This window comes from Neobacillus sp. C211 (assembly GCF_051842875.1).
In the GTDB taxonomy this organism is placed as follows: Bacteria; Bacillota; Bacilli; order Bacillales; family Cytobacillaceae; genus Neobacillus.
The window spans coordinates 307,089-324,876 of record NZ_JBPXRO010000002.1 but is presented as its reverse complement, the minus strand read 5'-3'; the positions used below and the strand labels follow the sequence as shown (position 1 = coordinate 324,876).

16 protein-coding genes and 1 riboswitch are annotated in these 17,788 nt (G+C 33.6%); all 16 genes read right to left on the bottom strand.

The features are described 5' to 3' along the window. Positions 1 to 18: 18 nt before the first annotated feature. The 16 genes from ACSU6B_RS03445 to ACSU6B_RS03370 all read right to left on the bottom strand — a co-directional run bounded on the left by ACSU6B_RS03445 (position 19) and on the right by ACSU6B_RS03370 (position 17,445). Positions 19 to 1,833 (bottom strand): polysaccharide biosynthesis protein, encoded by a 1,815-nt coding sequence (locus ACSU6B_RS03445; protein ID WP_410882768.1) that lies wholly within the window; start codon positions 1,831 to 1,833, stop codon positions 19 to 21. Positions 1,834 to 2,027: 194 nt separating this feature from the next. After that, a complete protein-coding gene (locus ACSU6B_RS03440) occupies positions 2,028 to 3,218 on the bottom strand; it encodes an aminotransferase class I/II-fold pyridoxal phosphate-dependent enzyme (RefSeq protein ID WP_410882766.1) in 1,191 nt (396 codons plus the stop codon). A 57-nt stretch (positions 3,219 to 3,275) separates the two neighbouring features. Beyond that, positions 3,276 to 4,367 (bottom strand): GNAT family N-acetyltransferase, encoded by a 1,092-nt coding sequence (locus ACSU6B_RS03435; RefSeq protein ID WP_410882764.1) that lies wholly within the window; start codon positions 4,365 to 4,367, stop codon positions 3,276 to 3,278. 95 nt (positions 4,368 to 4,462) lie between these two features. Next, positions 4,463 to 5,230, bottom strand: coding sequence for a GNAT family N-acetyltransferase (locus tag ACSU6B_RS03430; RefSeq protein WP_410882762.1), 768 nt, complete (start codon positions 5,228 to 5,230; stop codon positions 4,463 to 4,465). 24 nt (positions 5,231 to 5,254) lie between these two features. Further along, on the bottom strand, positions 5,255 to 5,857 hold the full coding sequence (locus tag ACSU6B_RS03425; RefSeq protein WP_410882760.1) for a sugar transferase: 603 nt from the start codon (positions 5,855 to 5,857) through the stop codon (positions 5,255 to 5,257). A 115-nt stretch (positions 5,858 to 5,972) separates the two neighbouring features. Beyond that, complete coding sequence (locus ACSU6B_RS03420; protein WP_410882758.1) at positions 5,973 to 7,022, bottom strand: acyltransferase family protein; 1,050 nt, start codon at positions 7,020 to 7,022, stop codon at positions 5,973 to 5,975. A gap of 53 nt (positions 7,023 to 7,075) precedes the next feature. Beyond that, on the bottom strand, positions 7,076 to 7,849 hold the full coding sequence (locus tag ACSU6B_RS03415) for a glycosyltransferase family 2 protein (RefSeq protein ID WP_410882756.1): 774 nt from the start codon (positions 7,847 to 7,849) through the stop codon (positions 7,076 to 7,078). Positions 7,850 to 7,918: 69 nt separating this feature from the next. After that, the gene (locus tag ACSU6B_RS03410; RefSeq protein WP_410882754.1) at positions 7,919 to 9,313 is read right to left on the bottom strand and encodes a sugar transferase; all 1,395 of its coding nucleotides are present in this window, start codon (positions 9,311 to 9,313) and stop codon (positions 7,919 to 7,921) included. 117 nt (positions 9,314 to 9,430) lie between these two features. Then, positions 9,431 to 10,483: a glycosyltransferase gene (locus tag ACSU6B_RS03405; RefSeq protein ID WP_410882752.1), complete on the bottom strand. Its 1,053-nt coding sequence runs from the start codon at positions 10,481 to 10,483 to the stop codon at positions 9,431 to 9,433. A 25-nt stretch (positions 10,484 to 10,508) separates the two neighbouring features. Next, entirely contained in the window at positions 10,509 to 11,774 is a 1,266-nt protein-coding gene (locus ACSU6B_RS03400; RefSeq protein ID WP_410882750.1) for an O-antigen ligase family protein, read from the bottom strand. Position 11,775: 1 nt separating this feature from the next. Further along, entirely contained in the window at positions 11,776 to 13,233 is a 1,458-nt protein-coding gene (locus ACSU6B_RS03395; protein WP_410882748.1) for an oligosaccharide flippase family protein, read from the bottom strand. A gap of 57 nt (positions 13,234 to 13,290) precedes the next feature. Beyond that, positions 13,291 to 13,935, bottom strand: coding sequence for a CpsD/CapB family tyrosine-protein kinase (locus ACSU6B_RS03390; RefSeq protein WP_410882746.1), 645 nt, complete (start codon positions 13,933 to 13,935; stop codon positions 13,291 to 13,293). Continuing rightward, positions 13,928 to 14,671: a YveK family protein gene (locus ACSU6B_RS03385; RefSeq protein ID WP_410882744.1), complete on the bottom strand. Its 744-nt coding sequence runs from the start codon at positions 14,669 to 14,671 to the stop codon at positions 13,928 to 13,930. The genes ACSU6B_RS03390 and ACSU6B_RS03385 overlap by 8 nt, the downstream gene beginning before the upstream one ends. Positions 14,672 to 14,832: 161 nt before the next feature. Beyond that, entirely contained in the window at positions 14,833 to 15,828 is a 996-nt protein-coding gene (locus ACSU6B_RS03380; protein ID WP_410882742.1) for a glycosyl hydrolase family 28-related protein, read from the bottom strand. A 246-nt stretch (positions 15,829 to 16,074) separates the two neighbouring features. Then, entirely contained in the window at positions 16,075 to 17,070 is a 996-nt protein-coding gene (locus ACSU6B_RS03375) for an NAD-dependent epimerase/dehydratase family protein (RefSeq protein ID WP_410882740.1), read from the bottom strand. Between the two features lie 36 nt (positions 17,071 to 17,106). Then, a complete protein-coding gene (locus ACSU6B_RS03370) occupies positions 17,107 to 17,445 on the bottom strand; it encodes a helix-turn-helix domain-containing protein (RefSeq protein WP_410882738.1) in 339 nt (112 codons plus the stop codon). 207 nt (positions 17,446 to 17,652) lie between these two features. Next, a riboswitch (SAM riboswitch) is annotated at positions 17,653 to 17,769 on the top strand. Positions 17,770 to 17,788 lie beyond the last annotated feature (19 nt).

Here is a 17,788-nt window from a genome sequence, read left to right as displayed (position 1 = left end):
CTGGTTAGCATAACTTTTTTAGACAACTACTTTCATAGTTTCTTTAGATTGATTGGTCATAAACAACAATAATTCCTTTAGTGACCTTCTATCTAGATAGTAATAATTCTCAAGTAGGTTTGAAATTTTCGTAACATCTAAAGTCACTGATTTACCAACAAAGATTTTTGGATGTACCTGATAGTCCTGTACTTCATTTTTGTTTAGAATTTCTTCAAATAGTTTCTCCCCTGGTCTTATTCCAGAATAAGTAATTTCTATCTCATCCTCTGAATAGCCGGATAAGCGAATTAAATTTTTAGCTAAATCAACGATTTTAACTGGCTCTCCCATATCAAGCACAAAAATCTCCCCACCTTGTGCTAGTGCTCCAGCCTGTAAAACAAGTCTAGATGCTTCAGGAATGGTCATAAAATATCTTGTCATTTGAGGGTCGGTTACTGTTACAGGACCGCCTTTCGAGATTTGATCCTTAAACAAGGGAATAACACTCCCCCTACTTCCCAACACATTACCAAATCGGACTGCCACAAATCTCGTATTGCTTTTTCGATCCAGCTCTTGAACAATCATCTCAGCTATTCTCTTCGTAGCACCCATCACACTTGTTGGGTTTACTGCCTTATCAGTAGATATCATGACAAAAGTCTCAACACCATTTTCCCCTGCTGCTTCTGCTACATTTTTTGTACCCATCACATTATTCTTAATGGCTTCTTCTGGATTTCTCTCCATTAATGGTACATGCTTATGAGCAGCTGCATGAAATACCACCCTGGGCCTATATTCATTCATAATAGCGAAAATTTTATCCCGGTCCGTAATATCTGCAATTTCAGTAACAATTTCAATTTTATTACTTAAAGAGGATTTCAACTCCATCTCAATTGTATATATACTATTCTCTCCATGGCCAAGGAGGATAAGTTTTGAGGGTGAAAACTGAGTGACTTGACGGCAAATTTCGGAGCCAATCGATCCACCAGCACCGGTTACAAGTACAACGCTGTTAGTAATATATTTTGCAATCGAGTGTGTATCTAATTCAACCGGCTCCCTGCCCAAAAGATCACCAGGTTCTACATTGCGTATTTCATTAACAGAGACCTTACCAGTAACTAAATCTTCAAACATTGGCATCATTTGTGTATTAATCTTGGTTTTGGTGCATTCCACATAAATATCGTGCAACTCCTTTTTATTAAGGGACGGAATAGCAATAACGATATTTTCAATCTTTAGATCTTTAACTGCATCATGAAGTTTGTTTAAGCCCCCATGTACTGGTATTCCCAAAATTTCAAGGTGTTGCTTTTGTTTATCGTCATCAATAAATGCGATAGGAATAAGTTCACCGTTACTTTGTTTTAATTGTCTTGCTACAAGCATGCCAGCAGATCCAGCACCAATAATCAGCGTTCGCTTTTTAACTTTATTGTTTCCTTCCAAGTCCTTATCTTTATATATTCGCCAAGAAAACCGAGACCCGCCAATTAAAAACAAATGCATCATCCATGTCGTTGTTAATATGCGAAAATAAACTTGCTGCCCAATGATATATTGAATAATAGCTGCAGTGATTACTGAAAATGTTACGGCTTTTAGAACGGTTACCATCTCATCAACACTTGCATACTCCCAAGCACTTTTATACAACTTATATTTATAGGCAAATATATGATGACTTAATAATAAGGTTGTTGATACAAGAGCCAATGGCATAGTGGGGACCACACATCCTGAAAACAAAAGAAAACTACATATATAAACCGATGTGAACACGATTAAGGAATCAACAACTAGTAAAGACAGCAACCGTTTATGAAAACTCATGATTTGACATTCCTTTCCGATTCTTTTCAAAAGGCTTATATTCAGCTAACTTTTTCGATGAAAATAAACAGAGGTGCAAAAGTTAGATTTCTGTAATTTTACAAAGAATCATTTGTTCTTATTAACGAACGAATATATAATAGAAATTCGCTATATTACTAGAAAAAACCTTTTTTCAAAGGGATTTTTTCCTACTAACTCGGGAGCTGGATGGAAATATAATTTTTTCTCCTATGATGAGTGATAAATGATTCAATTGTTTGAATAACCCTTGTTTGCTCTTCTTCCGTCATGTTTGTCCCTGAAGGTAAACAAATTCCTCTTTCAAATAAACAGTCAGAGACGCTCAAGTAGTTGGAATGAGGATAGTATTTAAATTGATTTAATAATGGTTGTAAATGCATTGGTTTCCAAATTGGTCTTGCTTCAATATTTTCTTTTTCTAGCGCCTGAATTAACTCAAGTGGAGAAAACAATGGTTGTTCTGAATCTATAAATAGTGTGGTTAGCCAGCGATTATGACGTGTCCCTTGATATTCCGGCATAAAAACAAACTCCTTAAAATGACTTAATTCGCGAACGTATCTGTGAAAAATAGCTTGTTTTTGTTCCACTCTTTCCTCAATAGCCGCTAGTTGAGCAATTCCGATTCCCGCCAAGATATTACTCATTCGATAATTGTAGCCCAACTCACTGTGCTGATAATATGGTCTGTTGTCTCTTGCTTGCGTAGAGAGAAACTTCCCTTTCACAAGTGCCTCTTGGTCATTTGAAACCAACATTCCCCCACCCGAGGTAGTAATAATTTTGTTTCCGTTGAAGGAATACACACCAAATTTCCCAACCGTTCCACTTTTTCTCCCTTTGTAGATAGCACCAAGTGATTCGGCAGCATCTTCAATAATAGGAACCTGATAAAAATTACAAATTTCTACTATTTCATCCATTTTCGCATTCTGCCCATAGAGATGTACGACTATTACTGCTTTGGGCAGGCTTCCTTCTTCTTCCGCATCCAAGAATGCTTTTTTCAAAGCTTTAGGGGACATATTCCATGTATCAAATTCTGAATCAATAAATACAGGTTCAGCTTGTTGATAAAGAATTGGATTTGCACTCGCCACGAAGGTAAGTGTGGAACAAAAAACTTTATCACCAGTTTTCACATCAAGTATTCTTAATGCCAGATGGATGGCTGCCGTACCCGAATTTACTGCTAGAGCACCTTTGGCTCCAACATATTGAGATATATCCTGTTCAAACCTGTCAACATTAGGACCTAAAGGAGCAATCCAATTTGTTTGAAAGGAAAAATCAATGTATTTCTGCTCATTGCCGGTCATATGTGGTGACGAAAGATAGATCCTCTTGTTATTACTCCCCATAAACTCACATCCACTCCTAAATGACGTAATTTCTATTAGACTATATAAAAGCTAAGGTTATTGTTTACTAAGGAGATTTTGCATAGCCAAATCCGGATGTCTGTACAAAGGAAAATAACTTTCAGTAACAGGCAGGCTATTAACAAGTTCTTGATAAACTTCCTCATTACGGATTCTTTTTCCAATGTAAAAAGGCAAATCCCCATATTTATTAAAACGCTTTTTAAAACGATATAATGTATCGTTATCTCCAGCATATCCTCCACCTAAATGTAATACTTTCTTTCCTTTAAACTTTGCCCATTCAACAACATAATGAATTAGAGAATTATTAGGTGCGTACTTTAGGTATTCTTCATCCGAACCTAATAAATGATAATGGATGAAATCACCATAGTGCATAAAAAAGCAAGACATTACGACCTTATCTTCCATCATGACTTCGATTAGTTCCAAATGATCCCTCAAAAGTTCCACATTATTTTCAAAAAAATCTCTCTGAAAATAGTAATAATCATATGCGTTTTTCTTATCCATTGTTTTATAATATAGATCCAAAAAGTTTTCAAATTCGCTTGGAGAGCGATGGACCATCGTGAAATATTCATTGGCTTGCGCCTTCCGTAGTCTATTTCTGTTTTTCTTATCATAATTAGCCCATATTTCTTCTAACTCCAAAGATAAATCAACGTAAATAGTATGACGGTTTAATATAGCCTCAATATCCTTATAATCCAAGTCATTCCGAATTAATGGATGAAATCGAACAAACTCGGAAATAATATTTTTTTGAAAACAAAAGGAACTAAATGAATCCTCAAATTGTCTGTATAATTGTTTTTTAATGGATCCGTCCTTCGTATTAGTAATTGGGCCTCCATAACCGTATGGAGTTGTTATATCATACAAATCCCCATATTTTCTTCTGACGCCATCTGTATAGGATAAGTCATTAAGCCCTCTTAATAAAAACGGGTAATAGACAAAATTCTCTCCATTTTCATATATAAAGAGCTGTGCTTTCCCCTCTCCATTTCTCTCATAAATTTCTAGATATTCCGGTGTAAAATATACATCTTTACTTTCTGTCTTTTCTAAAAATTTGTACCAACTCTCTTTTTCACTTAAATCAAATGTTTTATAAACCACCTTAAGTACCCCCAATAATTCTTTTTAAAAGAGTTCAATTCGACCCATTTTCACGATAACCAATCGAAAATAGATGTCGTTTTTATCATATTTACCTAGCTAATCTCTATATTCATCCTGTTGCTTTTACACGCCAATGTGAACTCGGAGTGGTTGTAGCATACTTCACCGGTCAATAAAAGTATTTTCCGTTTTGGGTCAAGCTGTAAGAGGCAGCTTAGTAGATCATGATCATTCAAGGCATTAGAATCCGTTAATCGATAGAATTGATTTTTAATTTTACCAATTTGATAAACTCCCTCTCTAGTTGAACATGTAAATATAGAAAAATCATATGCATCATGCTGGGCTTCAGCATTAGGATAATTCTCTATATAACATTCGTAAGTGGAGTGAGAACGTGCTGAAGCAAGCTGTCCCCCAACATACCAGTATGTAGAATCATTTCTAACAAAGCCGATTTTTTCATACCAACTGATAGCTTCCTCGTTATGATTAAAAACATCTAAGGACATCTTATATTTCCCATATTCATCCAATAGATGGTATCCGTGTTTTACTAAAAGCGATTTTCCAATGCCAGATCTTTGATATTCAGGGAAAACATAAATATTATTTAAAAAAATATTCTCTTCAAAAATACGCCATTCTGTATAGCCTGCTAAACGGTCATCAACAAATGCCCCAAAAAGTTTCACACGTCGATTTTTCTCGGGAACCGCAAGCAAATTTTTTATATATGCCGCATAACCTTCTGAACTAAAAATAGTGAGTGGAAAAATGTCCTTATTCATTCCGGACTTAATCAGCTTGGGAATAAGATGAGCATCTTTAATTTGTAAAGGTTCAATCCGTATATTCATTAGTTTTATTCCACCTCTTGAAGACTAAGCTTCCATCTGTCGTTCCACATCAAAATCTAACATTTGTTGATCAGGTACATTAGCAATCCCGTCACGTTTTAAAGTTTTACTGATTGTCTTGAAAATAATCCTCAAGTCCAAGCCGAAAGACATGTTTTCTACGTATTTAACATCTAATCCCAATCTGCTGTTCCAATCTAACTGGTTCCTTCCCTCCACTTGTGCATACCCTGTAATTCCCGGCCTTACAGAATGCCGTTTTCTTTCTTCTAGAGAATAGTAAGGCAAGTATCGAACTAAAAGTGGACGAGGCCCAACCAAGCTCATGTCACCTTTCACCACATTTAGTAATTGTGGTAACTCATCCAGACTTAAGCGTCTTATCATAAGCCCGACTTTTGTTAATCGAATAGAATCCGGTAAGTCACTTCCAGTTTCATCCTTTTCATTTGTCATTGTTCTAAACTTAAATAAAGTAAAAATCTGCTCATGATATCCAACTCGTTTTTGTTTAAAAAGAATCGGGGAACCTAATTTCACTCTAACGACAATTGCAACACCAAGCATAATTGGGCTGAAGAGACACAATAGAAGTAAACCCGCAAAAATATCAAACAATCTTTTCATTATTCCCCCCCCAGTCCCATTCAATATAATAGTATCATTATGTTCTTAAAAACGAACGATTTATGAAAAGAGAAATGCTTAGCCAGAGATAAAACTCTTACTAGGATGAATACCCTTATTTTGCAATTACATTTGGTTTTACTAAAGAACGACTTTTTTTCGTAAATACCGCTCTTCTTAAATATCTAGACATTGGCTTTTCAATAAATTTATAGACCAGACATGATGAACTGACCGTTAATAAAATCACGCTTATCATTGAAAAAAAGTAGCCTAATAAACCGATTAAATCTAATTTCTTTAAAAATAAGATATAGATGTGTAGAAATGGGCCATGGGCAATATATATTGAATATGAAGCGTCTCCTAAGAAAGAAAGCACTTTTGGGACTTTTCGATCTTTCTTATCTTTTTCAGAAATACCCAGCATAAGAATCATGGCAAATAGACTATAAAATTTAGGGAACGGTATTTCAATCAAACTATATATATTATTTATCCAAACACCCAAATATCCTAACAGTCCTATCAATATCAACAAGGATGAATTTCTAAATGAATAGTTGAGGGTTAGATGTGCTACTAGACATCCAAATATGATTTCTAAATTGCTGAAATTTGTAAAAAATGAATAATATGGAATGATATTTAGCCCTATTACTAGGGAAGCCACTATCCAAAATAAAATGATTGGTTTAACGATTTTGGGTTTGAACATAAAGGTCGTAAATATGATATAGAAAAACATCACATGACTAAGTGACCATGTTGAAGCAAGAATAGGATTTGTTTGTAGGAGGAGCATTGACTTGATAATATACTCCCAAGAGTACCCCCCGTCTATTGATGGGGTAACAAATGAAATAGCAATTGCTAGTAAGGTAAACATCCAATATAATGGGTAAATTCTAATCACACGCTTCAATATAAATTCAGTGGTCTTTCCTGGTACCCCAGCATGTTTATGATACAAATAATAAATCATAAAACCGGTTACGATAAAAAAGAAATCTACACCACCAGTTCTTTCCCACTGTCCCATATTAAACCAATCATATTTAAAGTTTGTATAAAACAATATATTCACATGGCCTAAGAGCACAAATAAAATTGCTACTGCCCTTGAAATTTGTACAAAGGAAAGCATTCTTCGTCCATTAGCCATCCATGTTCTATCCCCCGTCCAATGAAAATCAATCCGGTAAAGTTATCATAATACTAAGATGTTTTTGCATGTTTCTTAAAAGCGTGTAATGAATAATTAATAAAATACCATAAAGCGGCAGCGATATTGATCTTCTCAACCTTTCTATACGTATTCCATGTTTTCTGAGCGGATCTTAGTTTGTTACTTGAGAGTGAATGTACACATTTTCTATAAATCGCCAACTCCTCATTCAATCCATAAGCGCGGATTCCTTTTGAGAGAATGGAAAGCCAAAGCCCAAAATCTTCAGAACAATCCCTATATAATGGCATTTGTACTATCCCTACTTTTCTTTTATCCAACAAGACAGTTAAAGTTCCGATCATAGTATTTTTCAATAGACTTTTATATTCTAGCTTAGGAGGGGCCCGAAATACGACATCAGTTTTCTCACCATTTTCATTCATAATCCTGTAATCAGTATAAGAAAAAGCAAGATCATTTTTTTCCATAAACACTACCTGCCGCTCTAATTTTTGAGGTAGCCAAAGGTCATCACTATCTAGAAAGGCAAGATAGTTTCCCTTTGCTGCAGCAATTGCTCTATTTCGTGCATTGGCAGGTCCCTTATTTTCTTTAAGTTCAAATAACTTGATTCTAGAATCATGAACCATTTCTTGCCTTACAATATCAACCGTGTTATCTAACGAGCAATCATCTACAATAATCATTTCCCAGTTTGTAAAGGTTTGCTCTTTAACTGAATGAATGGTTTCTGTAATAAATTTTGAAGCGTTATAAGTTGGAGTGATAATTGAAACAGCCGCTTCTGTTGAGTATTCCATTTTTTTACCCCACTCTCTCCACTTTGTATACTTTGAAACGACTCTTCAGACCTCAAAAAGTAAGACTTTCTAATGATTAATTACCTTGTTTTGTTCAAGATTTTTTAGTAATTTCCGGTTGAGAATATTATCTTCTTTTACCCCTTGAGCTTGCTCACGTTGAAGAACAACTCTGATCGTTTGCAATAGGATTTTCAAATCCAACCAAAACGAATAATTGCGAACATAAAGTAAGTCAAAACGTAATTTATCATCAACAGGAGTGGTATAGTTTCCTAACACCTGTGCTAAACCTGTTATTCCTGGCTTCACGGTTAATCGATAAGTGTATTCAGGGAGTTTTTGTTTAAATTGATTAATGAAATATTCTCGTTCTGGTCTTGGTCCTACTAAGCTCATTTCCCCCTTAAGTACATTTAATAATTGTGGAAGCTCATCCAAACGAACCGCCCTTATGAACCTTCCAATTAAAGTAATTCTGGGGTCTCTATCTGTGGCTAATACTGGTCCCGTTCTCTTTTCTGCATCTTGAATCATACTTCTAAACTTATAAATCCAATATGGATTTTCATTTAGTCCTATACGTTCTTGTTTATAAAGAGCAGGTCCTTTAGAGGTGAGTGGGATTAATAAAAATAAAATTAATAAAAAAGGGCTAGCGATTACTAATACAATTGACGATACAATCACATCAAACATCCGTTTAAAAATTTTTTGACTTACGCTTAAAATTGGAGGTTTTATCGAAATAACGAGCATATCATCTATTTGCTGTGTACCGGCACCCAGTATCGACAATTCAAATAATTGTGGTACCACCAATATTTCTTTCCCGTAATTGATACATAAGCCCACAATTTCCTCTTTATCCTCTCTGCTAATAGTGGGGCTAAGAAGGAAAAGATCTCCCTTTTTTACGTAGTCATGGATAAAACCTTTTTTGGCTAGGGGAATAAATCCCGATATTTCGAACCACCCTTTATTATGATTTAAGAATTTGTCAGCTAAATACAGTCCTGTTTTTGAATCTTCACCGATAATATAGACTTTCTTCTTACCGAATATTTTTTTGTTTAAATACCAAATACATACCCGCGTACAGATTAATAAAATCGTTTGAATAAGAAATGCTTCAAAAATAAAGCTTTGCTGGAAGGATAGATAAGGTGTCCATAGTGAAACCATTGAGATGAAACCTGAGAAGACAACCATCGATAATATAATTGAATATACTAAATGCTGAATACTTTTTCTGCGCCAATCTGCATATAGTCCATAAAGATAAAAAACAAAAAGTGAGGAAACCGAAAGTACAATTAACCAAAAGTAATCGATGTTCACCCCCTTACTAGGGATTGAAAATAAATATGAGAACCAATTCGTCATGAAAAATCCTACAGATACTAACGTGATATCAACGATAGCCAGAATTTTTACATAAGTCCCTCTATAGTCTTCATTCATTTCATTTCTCCTTTCTATTTATATTTACTTTAAGAAATCGATATTTAAGGGTGAACAAAGCCAACAAAACCTTTTTCTAATTGGATAATGACTAATACAAGTTGTAATGTAAGAAGATTAGTTACATTTCCAGTACTCCTGTAAAGTATTACTAACCATTTGATCTAGTGAAAAATCCTCTTCTACTTTCCTACGGGCATTTACAATAAATTGATTCAGAACTTGTTCTTCAGATTCTATATATAAAATTTTCTTACAGAAGTCATCTACTGAATGATTATTTATGAGAAAACCAGTTTTATTTTCAATAATAGCTTCCTTAATTCCACCTCGATTAATAGATATGATAGGGGTACCAACTGCCATAGCTTCTAAAATAACCATTGGAAATACTTCTCTATAGGACGTTAAAAGTAAGAGATTCATACTTTTTATAAATTCCTCGGGATTATGAACGATACCCACCATCTTTACCTTATGAGAAAGATTTTGTGAGCGGATTAGGTTGTTTAGTTTTTGGTATTCTGGACCATCTCCTGCAATATAAAACATGAGATTCGGAATGTCTCGAAGCTGGTTTGCAATATTAATAAATAGCTCATGATTTTTTTCTTCTGATAATCTTGCTAATATACCAACATTGAAAAATTCCCCTTTTTCTTTTCCATGGAAAACAAACTGTTTTAAATCAACTCCATTGTAAACTGTTGTAATTTTGTTAGGCTTTATTCCGGCTTTCACAAGGTTAAATTTTTCAAAGTCACTTACTGTGATGATTCTTTCTACATATTTATTTAATAAATATGAGAACAAAAATCGACTTTTCTCCTCAAGAACAGTTACATTATGCTTGGTATAAACAATTTTAAAATTTTTTTTAGTCAATTTTTTAATAAAGATACAATACAGAACCATCCTCAAACTATTCGCGTGAATTAGATCTATTTGTTTATCAATCAATATCTCTTTCAGCTTTTTTATGTTAAGCAAATGCTTAGTCCTACTTATTTCACTAAAGTTATTTTTATGCTTGATTTTCTCGTATAGCTCTCCTGAACCGGCAGCAAAATGAAAATTTATGTTAGGGTCCTGTAATTGATTCTCCAATTTACAAAAATACATCTCTGCTCCTCCAAAAATCAGCTTATCCGTAATGACTAAAATATTCATGCTTTGCAACACCTCCTTTAATACCTTAATTCAACTTTATTCTTTGTTTATGGGAAGTTAAGACAGGGAGAGGATCTGTCTTCTTCACTTCAGTTCGTAATGCCTGCTTTTTATTATGCAAATAGGTAGATAATATCGCTAAATACAAAAAAAATATATCGTTAATAATCACCGAAAGAAAACCCATTTGAAGTATAAACCCGATAAATGTAAAGAATAGATAGGGTTTATTTTTATGTGTTCTACTTTGTATTAATTGAACAAACACTAAAATGATAAATAAGCAAAAGCAGGAAATTCCTAATAAACCGGATTCTGTTAATATCTCTAAAAATGTATTATGAACTTGAAGTGTATCTCCAAATTGAAAAGAATTGTAAGCAGGAAAGTTAAATGCTCCAATTCCAACATATTTGTGTGAAGCAAAAAAATCCCAGGCCCTTCCCCACAATTCTAACCTCCCGCTTCCACCATCCGAGGACATGTCTTCAATTCTCGATTCTAAAATCCCATATATATCGAATTTCAAATGAACGATTGCAATATACAAACTAACCGATAAAGCAGCTACGATGCCAACTAGCAATTTTAACCGTTTTAATGGATTATCATTCAAAATATAAATAAAGAAGATAAAAGCCATTATTAAAAGCCCGCCTCTTGAAAAGGTCAATAAATTCGTAACGATACAAAGGGTTAAACCAATTTTGTTTTTTAAAGAATTAGAATTGCATAAGTAATAACAAAAAAATAGAGTATTATACAGAACAAAAAAGTTTGGATCCTGTACCAACCCGATTAATCGGGGGTAATCCCGATCTAACATCACTCCGAATTCATATATTCTGTCGCCCTCGAAAATAAAGCCCACACTTTTTAATCCGATAAAATAGAGGACTAGGCTAGCTAAATTAAAAAAAAGTCCTACATCTGAAATCGCCCTTTCGACCACCAAATTATTTGATCTTGCAATAATGGATTTAATAATAAAATAACAAGAAATATATAGAACTATCCCTATGAAAATTCTAATACTGGAGGCTGGATATAATGAAAATGCTCCAGTAAAGCTATACATCAAATAAAATAACAACATCGCTACTTCAAACAAGTGAAGCCTATAGAAGTAAAATGAGCCGATATGGATGAATAAATATAAAATAGAGAAGACCAAATACGGTTTTATGGCAAACCCAACATAAATATAGTAATTTGCAAGAGTTACCAGTAAAAAGAGAAAGAAGATTGTGAAGCTATATTTTTGAGAACTTGGAGCTATATTATCGTCCATCTTACACCCCCTGGGATTTCTTGGTCTTCCATTTATAACCTATTCCACATACTTTAATAAACTCATAAATTATATTCTTAAATTCTTTATCTATAAAAAGTACGAAGGTTAATAGAAGGAAGTTAAATACAACAGCTAAAAATGGATGGGAATCTAGAAAAAATTCAATACCACCTAAACAAATGATAAAAAATGATAAGTATGGATATATTGCCCTTTTAGCAATAATCCAACGATTTGGATTGGAAATCCAAAATCCTATTAGGGCAGTTCCTTCAATCATTACACCTGCGAATGCTGCTCCAGTTACACCAAATAACCTACTTAAAAACAAATAAAGAAAGAATCCTGAAATTACTGCAATCGATTGAACAATGGTACGAAGAGACTGTAATCCCTTTGTCGTTAAACCATCTGCTAATGCAATATTAATTGCCTGTAAGGTAAGCATTAAGGATAAAATTTTCAGTGGAGATGATGCATGAATCCACTTATCACCAAACAGTAAATCTATTACAACATTTGACATATAGTAAAAAGGAATTGTCATCGCCATTCCTACTAATGTCATGATCTTGATAAGCGTTATGTTGAATCTTAAATGATCGTCTAATAGATTATTATTAAAGGCTCTGAATAGTACAGGGTAATAAGCTCCAGCAATAATAAATGGAATTTGCTGTAATGCCTGGGGGATTCGATAAGCTACTGCAAATAATGCAACTTCTTCTAGAGTTAAGGTCTTTTCCAGCACTAGGGGTCCTAAATGCGGAAGTATTACAAAAAGCAATCCACCTAAAGTAAATGACCCTAGATTTTGTAAAAGTCCTTTATGGAATTTACCTTTCAATCGAATGTTAACATTTCGACTTACTAGATAGACCCCAAACACACCTCCGGCAAAATAAGACAGACCATATAAAGTGGTAATAATCAATGGCTTAAGGCTAAAGTGAATCCCTACTGTTAGGGTGAGAACTAAACAAACAGAAGAAATAATTCGTATCATCCCGTTATACTGCATTTTCTCAATCATTTGAAAAAACGTTGTACCGATACTTTGTAGGGCAATTCCTAAAACCATCGGAATAATTAAATAATACGCTGTTTGTATTAACTCTTTATTCCCTGAGTTTGAAATATGAATTACGACAAATCCACAGATAAATGTTGCTACAAGTAAAACCATTCTCATTTTCACATATGAAGAGATTAGGATGGATAGATCCATATCCTTTTTAGATCCTTCTCTTAAAACAATGGTACTTAGTCCAGCATCAGTAAAATATCCCATAATCATTGCAAATGCTAACACAACACTAAACATCCCATAATCATACGACTTTAAATAATTGGCTAAAACGATTAGTGCCGTAGCATTTAATACACTAGATAGTGCTGTACTATAAAACAGATGAGTAATATTTTTTGCAATAGAATTTTTCTTTAACTTCTCCATAAAAATAGCCACCTTATATTAACAATCACCTGATTAAAGAAGTTTTCCCCCTAGTAATTATTCTGTTTGATAAATAACTCCTACAATTCTATTGTTTTTTCTATCCAAGTAATCTTTTGTTAGAAGTACATCTTCTTTCTTCGTTTTATTTTCTTTTAGCACTAAAATAACACCATCACATTGATTTGCTAGAATATGAGAATCTGATGCTATTAAAAAAGGTGGGGCATCAATGATTACCACATCAAACTCCGAGACACAGTTACTAACAAATTCCTTTACTTTACTTGCTATCCATATTTCTGATGGATTTAAAGGAATAGGACCAGTCGGTAAAACGAATAGTCCTGGGACAAACGTTTCTTTAATATAAAGTTGGATGTTTTCTTCATCCAAAATCACATTTGTTAATCCATTCTCATTTTTTATCTGAAACAAACTGTTTAATGAAGGTTTCCGTAAATTGGCATCAACAAGTAGTACCTTTTTCCCTTGCTCAACAAATGCAATTGCTAATTTAGAAGAGATAATAGATTTTTGTTCCTCATTACGTGGCGATGTTACCATTAATAATACCGAATCACTAATAGATACTTGATCTATATTCGTACGAATCATTCGGATTTGTTCTGTACTGATTGAATCTTCATTAAGCTGAAGCCTTTGCATTATTTTTTTTGTTTCATCCCTTTTCTTATACACTGATTTGCCCCCTCTTATTATCATTTAAGACGGCTGACTGTTGCTTCCTATTGTTTTTATTCATAAATTTTCTTTTGCTATTTTTTAAATTTATTTGTCCTAATACTGGCAAACCTACAATACCTTCAATCTCTTTTACATCCTTAATCGAATCGTCCCAATACTCTCTAAACATTGCAAGGCCAACTCCAAGGAAAATTCCAATCACTGCACCAATTGCGACGTTTAAAGACAAACTCCCAACGATCTTAATCGAAGGATCTCCATCTGTATCACTTAATAGCTTTATATCCTTAACATTAAACAGCTCATACATTTTATTGACCGATGTTTTAGCTATGGTATGTGCAAGCTTCTTAGTACTTTCCAAATCATGATCCCTTACTACTACATTGATAATTTGTGAATTTCTATTATTTTGAACAACTATCTTTTTCTCTAATTCGTCATCATTTATATTAAGCTCTTTTTTAACAGAATTAAGCACGATTGGACTCTTTATGAAATCAATTGTTGAAGCAAGCAGCATACTAAGTTCTTGTGTATCACTATAATTACCCTCTTCCTTTGTAAGTTTGCCAATTAGGATATTTTCAGTAGCTTCATAGGTTGGCTTTAGTAAAAATAGGGATAAACCAACAGTCAAAAGAGATACACATATTACTGTAAGAATGATGGTTACTATTCTCTTTCTAATAATGCGAAGGAACTTTTTTAGATCTATTCTTTCGTCCATGGTGACCTCCAAAACTAATATTTTTATTACTCAGTTTTTACCATTTGAATCAGTCATGAGAGAACTGAAACATCCCGCTCCATCGTTAGCAATACATTCATCCCTCTAATTACTCTTTATAACGAACACAAAGGTGCAAATTAACAAAAAAGTGTTGGATTCTACCTTGAATTCATCGTGTCTTCTTCTGGAGTAGAATAATAATTATGTACTCCTTTATCCCTAATATAGTTTGATCCTATATTCGAATATAAACTATTTCTCATAGACTCTTTTGAAAATTCTATTATTGGATTATTGCCCTTTACTATATGAGCGTCCCATATTAAACCTTCAAATTTATTATCAGAGCCACTTACTGTTATTACTTCTTTAGTTAATTTAGAGACTTGAATTTGAAGCCCATTAAAATCATTACCAGAACTTTCATTTGGAACACTCATCGAGCTATTAATATCAATACAGCTTATACAGTCATCCAAGGTTAGATTAATAAATCGATTGCCGTTAATAAAGCTATATTTATTACTATCCTTTGGTTTTTCAGCTTCCAATTTAACACCGGTATGAAATCCTGCAATTCTAATATCAGTAAAATTAACAAAACAAATGAATTGACCTGGGCCACCAGCATAAAGATGAAGACCTGTACCCCTATGTGAGCCGCTGGTGTTTAAGAGTGTAACATTTTTGATTTGAGTTCTATCCCATGACCAAAATTTTTGAATACCGTCTAAGTAAATAACATCTGAATCAAAGTTAGCATCTATTATTTCAAGAACTCCATTTGATATTGACGCATTTTTTTTCACATCAATTGCTTGAAAGTTCCCTTCTATTCTTAACCTAGTATTTTGACCAAATTCCAATTCAACACCCTCTTTTAAAACTAATCCTTTCTTTAGAATATAACTCTTATTTCCAAGTAACTTTACTTTTCCAATTTTTGTTTCATGGCTGTAATTTATTGCTTCTTGAATGGATCGTGAATCGTCTTTCAAATCATCACCGTTAGCTCCAAATTCATCCACATTCACATATTCGTTTTGGCCAGTGCCAGTCCTTGTAACGACTTGATGCTCATTTTTAAATAAAAAAAGAAGGCCTACAATAAAAATAATGGCTGAAATATATATAGTTGTACTCCTTCTAATCATAATTCTCTCCTTACAATCCCTCAATTAATTCTTTATATAATTAATTATAGTTCATTATAATGAACAAATCAACAATATTATCCCATAATTAGGTAATTAAGCTCGTGTACAATGGATGTTAATAATACCTTACTAACGCTTCACCCAAACAGAAAGGAGGCACTTACAATTTAGAAGGATCGATCGTCTGCTAGACTTAAAACATTTTCCAATAACATCTTACAAAATTGGCTTGTGCAACAATAACTAAATTTTCAAGATGTTGTATGAATGTTCTGATTTTCGTAATCCATTTTGATTTTGACCGACTGTTGTTGTCCTTTTTTTACTCCTATTATTTTCAAACCAGTCATAAGTTTTCTCTAAACCAGACTGAAAATTATGAAGTGGTTCCCACTCCAGGTCCTGTTTAATCTTTTTATTTTCCAACCTGGAAAATTTGATATCACCTTGCTTTGGCTCTTTATAGATTACTTCTTTTATATCTTCCAAATTTCCGAGAGTATAAATAAAATCGTTCACACTTGTCTCTGTATTAGTTGATAAATTATAAACCCCTTTGAGATCATATTCAACGCCGCGATAAATGGCATATGCAACATCTTCTACATATATAAAGTCCCTAGTTTGCTCTCCGTCACCAAAAACCTGCAGTGGCTGCCCTTCTAAAACATTATTAATAAAAATGGAAATGACTCCACCTTCACCGACTGTTCCTTGCTTAGGACCAAAAACATTTGAAAAGCGGTAACAAAGTGTATCAACACCAAACATTTCAGTCCACTTTTTGCAGTATAGTTCCCCTACCCATTTATTGATTCCGTATAGTGATAGAGGATCACATAAAGCATCTTCTTTCAATGGAATATCACCATTAAGACCATAAACGGCTGCTGAAGAAGCAAATACTACCTTTTCCACTCCATATTTGGTTGATAATTGAAGTATATTTGTCAACCCTAGGATGTTTGATTGTGAATCTAGGTATGGGTTCACCATTGATGTTCCGACATTTACTTGTGCTGCCAGATGAATAACTACATCAAATCGATTAGATTGGAATACACCCTCACACGTTTGGTCTTCTACGTTTAATTGATAAAATTTATGTTTGAACTTCACATTATCCTTATTTCCTGTAGAAAGGTTATCAATAATGTAGACTTCATCACCTTCCTTAAAAAATCTTTCAGCAACAAAGGAACCTATAAAGCCATACCCACCAGTTACAAGGACCTTCATATTTTCACCTCTATATATTTTGTCTAATTGTTATAACTATTTTTTGCCTTTTTGTAGGGCGTTTCTTAACTCAATTAAGTCTTTCTCATTTATCAATCCGGATTCTAGTGCAATATCTATAAAGATATTCCAATTTTTTACATTCCCCTTGCCATTATCATTTGTATCAGATTTTGTGGTATCTTGGCTTAAAAGTGTTTGTATGTCTACATCTAGTATTTTGGCTATTTTACCCAAAATTTCAATTGAAGGGTTACTCTGGATATTTCTTTCGATTTGACTTAAGTAAGATTTTGAGATAGATGTTTTCTCAGCTAATTGAGATAAGGTAAGGTTTTTCTCTTTCCTTAATTTTTGAATTTTTTTTCCTAACATAATAGGCCTCCTAAAATAAATTTCACTCCTCTCTTAAATATCATTATAGTAAACATTTTGTTCTTTGTAAAGAACAAGGGCAATCACCTAATACTTTTGGTAAGTGCTTTATTACGAACAACACTTAACTATTAACTCATTTTTAATAAAATAAATTGACACCACCGCTAAGTTGTAGTAAATTTTATAAATAGTCTAAATATTTGATTCTTATCAAGAGAGGTTGAGGGAATGGCCCTACGACGCCTCAGCAACCATCAATGGCTTCATTCATTGAAAAGGTGCTAAGTCCTGCAAATTAGCTGCTAATTTGCAAGATAAGAAGAATGACATTGTGGTCGTG

Coding starts and splice junctions, on each gene's coding strand:
- ACSU6B_RS03440 (WP_410882766.1), bottom strand. CDS start 3,218: ATGGGGAGTAATAACAAGAGGATCTATCTTTCGTCACCACATATGACC.
- ACSU6B_RS03380 (WP_410882742.1), bottom strand. CDS start 15,828: ATGATTAGAAGGAGTACAACTATATATATTTCAGCCATTATTTTTATT.
- ACSU6B_RS03445 (WP_410882768.1), bottom strand. CDS start 1,833: ATGAGTTTTCATAAACGGTTGCTGTCTTTACTAGTTGTTGATTCCTTA.
- ACSU6B_RS03395 (WP_410882748.1), bottom strand. CDS start 13,233: ATGGAGAAGTTAAAGAAAAATTCTATTGCAAAAAATATTACTCATCTG.
- ACSU6B_RS03410 (WP_410882754.1), bottom strand. CDS start 9,313: ATGAATGAAGACTATAGAGGGACTTATGTAAAAATTCTGGCTATCGTT.
- ACSU6B_RS03415 (WP_410882756.1), bottom strand. CDS start 7,849: ATGGAATACTCAACAGAAGCGGCTGTTTCAATTATCACTCCAACTTAT.
- ACSU6B_RS03425 (WP_410882760.1), bottom strand. CDS start 5,857: ATGAAAAGATTGTTTGATATTTTTGCGGGTTTACTTCTATTGTGTCTC.
- ACSU6B_RS03385 (WP_410882744.1), bottom strand. CDS start 14,671: ATGGACGAAAGAATAGATCTAAAAAAGTTCCTTCGCATTATTAGAAAG.
- ACSU6B_RS03375 (WP_410882740.1), bottom strand. CDS start 17,070: ATGAAGGTCCTTGTAACTGGTGGGTATGGCTTTATAGGTTCCTTTGTT.
- ACSU6B_RS03400 (WP_410882750.1), bottom strand. CDS start 11,774: ATGGACGATAATATAGCTCCAAGTTCTCAAAAATATAGCTTCACAATC.
- ACSU6B_RS03420 (WP_410882758.1), bottom strand. CDS start 7,022: ATGGCTAATGGACGAAGAATGCTTTCCTTTGTACAAATTTCAAGGGCA.
- ACSU6B_RS03430 (WP_410882762.1), bottom strand. CDS start 5,230: ATGAATATACGGATTGAACCTTTACAAATTAAAGATGCTCATCTTATT.
- ACSU6B_RS03405 (WP_410882752.1), bottom strand. CDS start 10,483: ATGAATATTTTAGTCATTACGGATAAGCTGATTTTTGGAGGAGCAGAG.
- ACSU6B_RS03370 (WP_410882738.1), bottom strand. CDS start 17,445: ATGTTAGGAAAAAAAATTCAAAAATTAAGGAAAGAGAAAAACCTTACC.